We start from the raw sequence: 8,388 nt of genomic DNA, 5'->3' as shown, positions 1-8,388 counted from the left end.
ACTGGAGTGGGAGACCCTCTGGGAGAGCCGATTCGCCGCCCCCACTCATACTTCATACACAACTTCCGAGCACGTGGTCGTTCACGGTGGTTCAATTCCACCACTCGGATTTACAGCGGCCAAAGCGGTGGGGTTCCTCCCGTACCCATTCCGAACACGGAAGATAAGCCCACCTGCGTATCGGCGAGTACTGGAGTGAGAGATCCTCTGGGAGACCCGATTCGCCGCTCCATTCATACTACATTTTACGTTCGATAGCGACTGCTTTTGTACAACCGTCTCTGGAAACTGACCCGCCCACAGAGAAACCTCTGTATGACCTTCGATTCGAAACTGGTTTTCATATCCCTTTGAGATACTGTATGTGAACGAGAACCGTCTCCAATTCTGGTCGCTCTATGCAACTCGGTTTGCTGAGGGATTCGGATTTATTACGCTTATTACGTTGCTCCCGTCGTACATCAACACGCTCGATCCAACCGGGACGACGGTTCTTGGAATGACGATCAGTGCTGGTCTTATTGTCGGGTTCTACACGTCAGGATTCACGCTTGCACAGACTGTCGCAATCATTCCACTTGCCTGGGCTGGTGACCGATTCGACAAACGAACAGTACTGCTCGTTGTACTCGCTATTGGTATCGGTGTCTACGCGTTGTTTCCGCTCGTCGATTCCAGTGCCTCACTGATTGCAGTTCGTGCACTACAGGGGGTTGCCGTCACCGGTGCGGGACTAATGACGTTGTCTCTCGTCGGCGAAATTGCTGCTGGCAGCACACGGGCGAATCATATCGGAAAGGCAAACGCTGCGAGTTATGCGGCATCGATTATCGGCAGCATTAGCGCGGGTTCGCTGTTCGAACTGTTTGGATTTGGCCCGATTTTTGCGGTAATTGTCTGTCTGATGTTCGTCGCCTGGCTTGGGACGTTTCGTTATCTCAAACCGGACGAGACTCGTATTCACGGGTTCCCCTTCAGCGATCTAGCGTTGAATCGACGACTGCTGACACTCTCGAGTTTCCGATTTCAGTACGCATTTTCGGTGACGCTCGTTCGAACATGGATTCCGATCTTTGCCGGGGTTGCGGCTGCAGAAGGTGGGTTAGCATATGGTGGGCTTGCAGTTGCTCTCACCGTTGTCGCGGAAAAGTTCACGAATATGTGCTGTCAACCGTTCACGGGTCGACTGTCCGACAGCTATGGGCGTGCGATGTTCGTTTTCGCTGGTGGCGCAGCTTACGGTCTGGTTGCGCTCCTCGTTCCGTTCGCACCGATGATCGGTGCTTCACTTGCGCTTCCATCTGAAATTGTTCTCGTTGTTCCGTCAGCGTTGGCTGGTGTCGTGTTTCCAGCCTGGCTCCCGTTTGAGGCAATTCCTGGGCAGATTTCGGTGTTCGGTGAGGTCTCGCCCGCATTCGTGCCGCTTGTTGTGCTGTCCGGACTGCTTGGGATTGCAGATAGTTTCCGCGAGCCGGCAAGTATGGCTTTGTTCGCCGATGAGGGGACGGATGACGGTGGTGTCGCCTCCAGTTTCGGTATTCGGGAACTCGTGTGGCGGCCTGGAAGCGTTATTGCGCCCTTGCTTGGCGGTTGGCTTATGTATGAGGTAAGCATGGCATCGGTGTTCTACGTTGGTGGCCTGTTCGCGTTGACGGGTGTTGGTACCTTCCTTGTAATACTTGTCTGGGGACACGGGCGTCGTGCCCTGGTTGAGTGGTAACTCGTACTAGCTTGAACGCTGTATATTTTAGTTCTTAGTACAACCTACTCTCTACCTCGAAAACGCACTTTTATCTCTCGTTGGTGTGTTGCACCTGGTTCAACTCCAGACGAACAGTTATGTGGCCTGACCGTGATCTACTGTGTGGCATGATAGTATGAGACGTGCTGGCGTAGACATTGGTGGAACGTTTACGGATGTGATCGTCTTCGATGAAGAAACTGGTGAGATTGAAATCGAAAAGACGCCTTCGACACCGGCGAACCCGGCCGAAGGGGTGATAAATGGGCTGTCAAAGGCTGACACCAGTATTGACGACCTCGAGTTCTTCTCGCACGGATCGACGGTCGGAACGAACGCGTTGATCGAGCGCGAGTTGCCTCGAATCGGCCTGATCACGACCGAAGGGTTCCGCGATGTTCACGAAATACGGGATGCAACGAAGGAGGATCTCTGGGACGCTTATCAGGACGTCGCAGATCCGTACGTCCAGCGACGGGATCGGCTTGCAGTCCCCGAGCGGGTCGACTATGCAGGCAACGTCGTCGAACCGCTCGACGAGGATGCCGTCCGCGATGTCGTTCGGATCTTCGAAAAGCGCGGAATCGACACGATCGCGATTTCGTTGATCAACGCGTACGTCAACGGTGAACACGAGAAGCGCGTTGAAGAAATCATCGCAGACGAGTATCCCGAGGCGTTCGTCTGTAGCTCCCACGAAATCCTGCCGGAGATGTTCGAACACGAGCGGACCAGTACGACGGTTATCAATGCGGCGCTGGTCCCAGTCGTTCGCGACTACCTGACTGACCTGGCGGACCAACTTGCTGACCGGGGCTACGACGGCGACGTACTCGCGATGCACTCTGGCGGTGGGGTGATGACGACCGAGGCGATTGCCTACTACGCGGCCCGTATCGCGAATTCGGGACCGACGGCAGGTGCGATTGCAGGTCGCTACATCGCTCAGCAGTGTGGCTTCGAGAACGCGATCGGATTCGATATGGGTGGGACGAGTGCGGACGTCTCGCTCACACACGAGGGTGAGATCGAGACGACCGACGAGTGGGCCGTCGAGTACGGGTATCCGATCATGTTTCCCTCGACGGATATCGAGACGATCGGTGCCGGTGGCGGCTCGATCGCCTGGATCGACGACGGCGGCTCGCTTCGGGTCGGTCCGAAGAGTCAGGGAGCCGACCCGGGACCGGCCTGTTACCTTCGTGGCGGTGACAAACCGACGACGACGGACGCAAATGTCGTACTCGGTTGGGTCGATCCGGATCAGTTCCTCGGCGGCGACATGGATGCGACCGCCGAACCTGCACGTGAGGTTATCCAGCACGATATTGCCGAGCCACTCGATCTCGAACTCACGGAGGCCGCATCGGCGATCGAGCAGATCGCTGTTGCCAATATGTGCAACGCCGTCCGTCTCGTCTCGACGAGTAAGGGGTACGACCCTCGTGACTTTGCACTCGTCGCCTTCGGCGGTGCGGGGCCGCTACACGCAGCCCATGTCGCACGCGAAATGAACATTCCCAACGTGATTATCCCGCCGTATCCGGGGATCAACTCGGCGCTTGGCTGTCTGTTGGTCGACGTCGAACACGATCTCTCACAGACGTTCATCGCCGACGCCGCAGATGATGTCGTCGACGACATCGAGTCGGCGTTTTCGGAGATGGAAGCCGAAATTCACGAGCGACTCGACGAGGAGGGTGTCGACGAGAGCGAGATTCAACTCGACCACGAGATCAAGATGCGCTACACTGGCCAGTGGCGCTCACTCGAGGTCAGTTGCTCACGGCCGATCGAGAATATGGCAGAGATCAGGTCTCAGTTCCACAGGCAACACGAACAGACCTACGCCTACTCTGATGAGGACCAGCCAGTCGAAATCTACGGACTCCACGTGACCGGTCGCGGCGTCGTCGAGAAACCCGCGTTCCCCGAAATTGAGGACGGGCGCGTCGACGCGGCTCGACGGACGACGCGCGAGGCGTACTTCGACTCGGAAGGCGAGTTCGTCGAGACGGCTGTCTACGATCGTGCCGAACTCGGAGCAGGCGTGACGCTCGAGGGACCGGCGATTATCGAACAGATGGACTCGACCGTCGTCGTGCCACCGAACGCGACGGCCGAGGTCGAGCAAACGGGGAACATTATTCTCACGGTGTAACTGTTATGACAGACTCAGATCCAGACCCGGATACAGATCCAAATCCAGACCTAGACTCAGGTTCGCGTTCACACACAGACGGACAACCACAGGCCGACATCGACCTCGATCCGGTTACGTTCGAGGTTCTTCGCAGTTCCTTTACGAACCTCGTCGACCGGATGGCCCAACAGATCAGACGGACGTGCTACTCGTTCGTGATATACAACCGCGACTTCAGCAACTGTCTGAACGACGCCCAGGGGAACACGGTGATGCAGGGATCGAAAGACATCGCCGTCCACGTCGGCACGCTCCACTACACCTGCAAGGAGACCCTGGAGTACTTCGAGGGCGACATCAATCCGGGTGACGTCTACATCGTCAACGATCCGTACCTCGGCGGCACGCACATCAACGACGTTCGGATCATGCGGCCGGTGTTCCACGACGATGAACTGATCGCCGTCACGCAGTCCAACGGCCACTGGGCGGATGTCGGCGGTCCGGCGCCGGGGTCGTTCAATATCGAAGCGAACGACCACTACGCGGAGGGACTGCGCATTCCGCCGCTCAAAATCTGGGACGGCGGCGAGTTCCGCGAGGATGTCGCCAACCTCTTGACGACGAACATGCGCCTCTCGGAGGACCGTATGGGCGACTTGCGAGCACAGACGGAAGCGACCCGTATCGCCGAGGAACGGCTGCTCGAACTCGTCGAGAAGTACGGCATCGACACGGTCATGACGGCGTTCGATGAGTCTAAATCGTACGTCGAACGGATCATGCGCGAGCAGATCCGAGAGCTGCCGGACGGCACCTGGCACACGCAGGACTACATCGACGCGGACCCGAACAAGGAGGAAGGATTCGTTACAATCGACGTAGAGATGACGATCGACGGTGACGAGGTTCACTACGATCTGTCGGGCTCTGATGAGTACATCGGCAACTTCCTGAACTCGACGTTCGGGACGTCCTTCTCGGCGGTCGTTTCCGGGACGAAGATGTTCTTCCCGGACGTGCCGCTCAACTCGGGACTCTACCGCGTCGTCAGCGCCGATCTCCCGGAAGGCACCGTCGTCGATGCACCAGAACCGGTGCCGGTCACCGGCTCGGTCGCCGGTGCGTACGAGAAGGTGATGAACGCCATCTTCGAACTCTGGTCGGAGGTGCTGCCCGAGCGCGCCATGGCGGCGTCGTTCAACCTCGAGTACTTGCTCGCTGGCGGACAAGACCAGCGTCCAGGCCACGAGGGGCAGGAGTTCGCCTGGTACGACTGGATGGCCGGCGGGTGGGGTGGTCGCGATGGTAAGGACGGCTCCAACGCGACCGCACCGGTGTTCGGCGCCGGTCTTGCCGTCCAGTCGCTCGAGGGCCAGGAGCGAGACACGCCGCTCCTGACCAGCCAGCACTCGATCGTCACCGACTCTGCGGGACCGGGCGAGTACCGCGGCGGTTGTGGCGTTCGCAAGGGCGGCCGAATGCTCGCCTGCGAGAGCAGCGTCATGTCCTACTGTTCGGACCGGTCGCGTTCGATCACCTGGGGCATTAACGGCGGTCTTCCCGGTATTCCGCATGGCGTCACACTCACTCAGGACGGCGAGGAGCGCCAGATGGGAACGGTGTTCTCGAACGTGCCAATCGACGAGGGAGACGAGTTCGTCCGCCCGTCGTCAGGCGGTGGCGGCTTTGGCGACCCACTCGAGCGCGACCCCGAGGCTGTCCTCGAAGACGTCAAGGACGATTACGTCTCCGTCGAACGCGCCAAACGGGACTACGGTGTCGTCATCGACGAAATCGATCCGGAGGTCTGTGCGTACGAAATCGATCACGAGGCGACGGCCGACCAGCGCGACCACATCCGGGGTCACCGGACGGAGTGGCTCGAGGAAGACCCCGAAGCGATCGCCCAACGGTACCGCGACGGTGAGCTCGACACGCTGGATCTCATCCGTCGGTACGGCGTGATACTCGAGTGGTCCTCCGGCGAGTTACTCGAGCAGACGACGGCGCAGTTCCGAGAGATGGTGCGGGAGCGAGCGGCGAGCGAGTGGTCGTCGGCATCGGAGTAGTACTGTCACGATGGGTTATTCAGCAGGCTCCTCGAGGGCCGGAAGGGTGAACGAAAACGCTGCACCGTCACCGGGCTCAGATTCGACCTGAATCTCTCCTGTATGGCGTTCGATGATACGGCGACAGAGTGCAAGGCCGATTCCGGTTCCGGCGTGCTCATCACGTGTGTGGAGTCGTTGAAACACCTCGAACACGCGGTCGGAATCTTCGGGGTCGATGCCAATTCCCTCGTCACGGACCGTAATTCTCCATTTCTTTCCGGTGCGCTCGGCAGAGATGTGAACGCGCGGGGGATCGTTCCCGCTGTATTCGATTGCGTTGTCGATGAGGTTCTGAAACACCTGACGGAGTTGGCTGGCGTCGCCCTCGACAGTCGGGAGCGGTTCGGACGTGATCTCTGCATCGTGCTCCTCGATCGAGAGCTGAAGATCGCCCAGCACATCCGCAACCACTGCATCAAGATCGACCGCATCGAAGGGATCTCCGCGCGATTCGACGCGAGAGTATTGCAGTAAGCCGTCGATCATCGACCGCATCCGCTCGGCACCGTCGATGGCGTATTCGAGGAACTCCTGGCCATCGGCGTCGAGTTCGTCGGCATACCGCTGTTCGACGAGTTGCAAGTAGCTAGAGACCATCCGAAGCGGCTCCTGAAGGTCGTGTGAGGCGGCGTAGGCGAACTGTTCGAGGCGTTCGTTCGACTGTCGGAGGTCGTCGATATACTCCTGTCGATCGAAGTGGAGTTTCAGAAGCAGTGCGAGCGTCTCGATTAACTCCTGTTCCTCATCGAGAAACCCGCCGCTCGCGTCTTCGGCGCTCTCGGGTATCGTCTGGAGGACGATACTGATTGTAATCGGCGTGCCGTTAATCGTCGCCGTACGGGACGTGATGCGGTCGTCGAACTGCCCGTAGCCGTCCGTTGTCGCGACAGTCTCGCCGATAGATACCCGTGCGTCCGTCTGGTCGGGATACTGGAAACACTGCGGGAGGACAGTAACGAACTCTTGGATAAACTGGTCGACGGGTTGGTCACTGGATTCGAGCAGGTTCGTTGCGAGCTGTACGGCAGCGAGCTCTTTTTCACGCTCGTGCAACGCCCGTTTTCGTCCTTGTGCTAGTTTTTTCAGCCCGGTAATATCCGTTGCAGTCTCGACGACCTGTTCTGGTTCTCCCCGTTCGTCGGCGATTGGCCTCGCATTTATCGAGAGCCACTGGCGTTGCCCGTCCGATCGTTTGAGCAGAACCTCCTGATCGATTATCGGCTCTCCCGTCTCGAACGCACGAGAGACGGGTCGGCCTTCTGGCGGCAGAAATTCTCCACTCTCGTCGTAGATATCCTGTTGTCCTGTAGTGTAGGGTTCGTCGACCGTCGGTAACTCGAGTAGCTCCGTCATCCGTTCGTTTGTACGGGCGGTTGAGCCGTCCCGATTTACGACGGTAATTCCGACGGGTGCCGTCTCCAGAATTTGCTCGGTCAGGTTGTGTTCCTGTTGCAGTTGCTTTTTCGTGTCCTGGGTGATACGCTCTGCCGTTTTCCGGTCGGTGATGTCGTAGTAGAGTTCGACGCGCCCGCCTGCATACCAGCCGGACTCGATTGGTCTACTTCGGTGTTCGAGCCAGCGCGCTTCTCGGTCGTGAGCGGGGGAAATCTGGCATTCGAACTGTTCGACGTAGGTATTGTCGTCGTAAGTTGCCAGAACCGTTTCTGCGAACGCTTCGGGATCAACAAGCCGATCACGGATACGCTTCCGGATCAGTGTCTCTTTGTCGCGACCGATGACATCGCTTCTATTGAGACCGAAATACTCCTCGATTGCTTCGTTGACCCACACGACATCGAACTGGTCGTCGAGAACGAACACACCGATGTCAGCTTCGTCGATGACGGACGAGATCGGTTCGTGGGTCCCCCAGACTGACGGCGAGTGATCGTTCGCTGATTCGTTCGTTTCGATCGGTCGAATGATGCCGGCAATCCCCGTCAACGAGCCATCATCGACGAGAAGGTTGAATCGCAACGCGCAGGGAATGCGATCACCAGACGACGTTTCGACTGTGAGATTGAATGCCGTTTCTGGGTCCGTGCCCGCGTCGACTCGAGCGCGAATCTCCTGTTCGAGTCGCTTGCTATCGACGTCGTCAATCAGGACTGAGATGTGTTCTCCGTGGAGGGCGTCTCGCGTGTAGCCCGTTGTTTCGGTGAGAAACTCGTTTACCGCGACGAACCGCTCCTCGGCATCGAGTTGAAAGATTCCTTCGGAGACATTGTTCAGCAGCGTCTGTGAGTGGTTGAGTGTCTCAGTCTCCTCTCGTGTCTCCGGGACGGACGGATTGGAGGAATCTTCCTGCTCACTCATTAGGACGGATTGTGCGCGGATGAACTAAACCCCTTGGCAGGCGTGGCAGGTGTGGCAGGTATAGCAGGTGCGGT

At 58.2% G+C, this 8,388-nt stretch carries 4 protein-coding genes and 1 rRNA gene; 4 read left to right on the top strand and 1 reads right to left on the bottom strand.

The window, feature by feature from the left end:
• The first annotated feature begins 111 nt into the window (after positions 1-111).
• The 4 genes from rrf to BBD46_RS03255 all read left to right on the top strand — a co-directional run bounded on the left by rrf (position 112) and on the right by BBD46_RS03255 (position 5,956).
• Positions 112-233: ribosomal RNA gene (rrf, locus tag BBD46_RS03270) — 5S ribosomal RNA — on the top strand.
• A gap of 131 nt (positions 234-364) precedes the next feature.
• The gene (locus BBD46_RS03265; protein ID WP_084777666.1) at positions 365-1,720 is read left to right on the top strand and encodes an MFS transporter; all 1,356 of its coding nucleotides are present in this window, start codon (positions 365-367) and stop codon (positions 1,718-1,720) included.
• A 157-nt stretch (positions 1,721-1,877) separates the two neighbouring features.
• Positions 1,878-3,902, top strand: a complete 2,025-nt coding sequence (locus BBD46_RS03260) for a hydantoinase/oxoprolinase family protein (RefSeq protein WP_071400327.1) — start codon at positions 1,878-1,880, stop codon at positions 3,900-3,902.
• A gap of 5 nt (positions 3,903-3,907) precedes the next feature.
• Positions 3,908-5,956: a hydantoinase B/oxoprolinase family protein gene (locus tag BBD46_RS03255; protein WP_253184493.1), complete on the top strand. Its 2,049-nt coding sequence runs from the start codon at positions 3,908-3,910 to the stop codon at positions 5,954-5,956.
• 15 nt (positions 5,957-5,971) lie between these two features.
• On the opposite strand, the gene BBD46_RS03250 is transcribed toward BBD46_RS03255, so the two are convergent.
• Complete coding sequence (locus tag BBD46_RS03250; protein ID WP_071400326.1) at positions 5,972-8,314, bottom strand: PAS domain-containing sensor histidine kinase; 2,343 nt, start codon at positions 8,312-8,314, stop codon at positions 5,972-5,974.
• Positions 8,315-8,388 lie beyond the last annotated feature (74 nt).

This window comes from Natrialba sp. SSL1 (assembly GCF_001861355.1).
Lineage (GTDB): Archaea > Halobacteriota > Halobacteria > Halobacteriales > Natrialbaceae > Natrialba.
Note: the sequence above shows the minus strand (reverse complement) of the source record. Positions and strands in the feature narration are given on the sequence as shown.

Coding starts and splice junctions, on each gene's coding strand:
- BBD46_RS03260 (WP_071400327.1), top strand. CDS start 1,878: ATGAGACGTGCTGGCGTAGACATTGGTGGAACGTTTACGGATGTGATC.
- BBD46_RS03255 (WP_253184493.1), top strand. CDS start 3,908: ATGACAGACTCAGATCCAGACCCGGATACAGATCCAAATCCAGACCTA.
- BBD46_RS03250 (WP_071400326.1), bottom strand. CDS start 8,314: ATGAGTGAGCAGGAAGATTCCTCCAATCCGTCCGTCCCGGAGACACGA.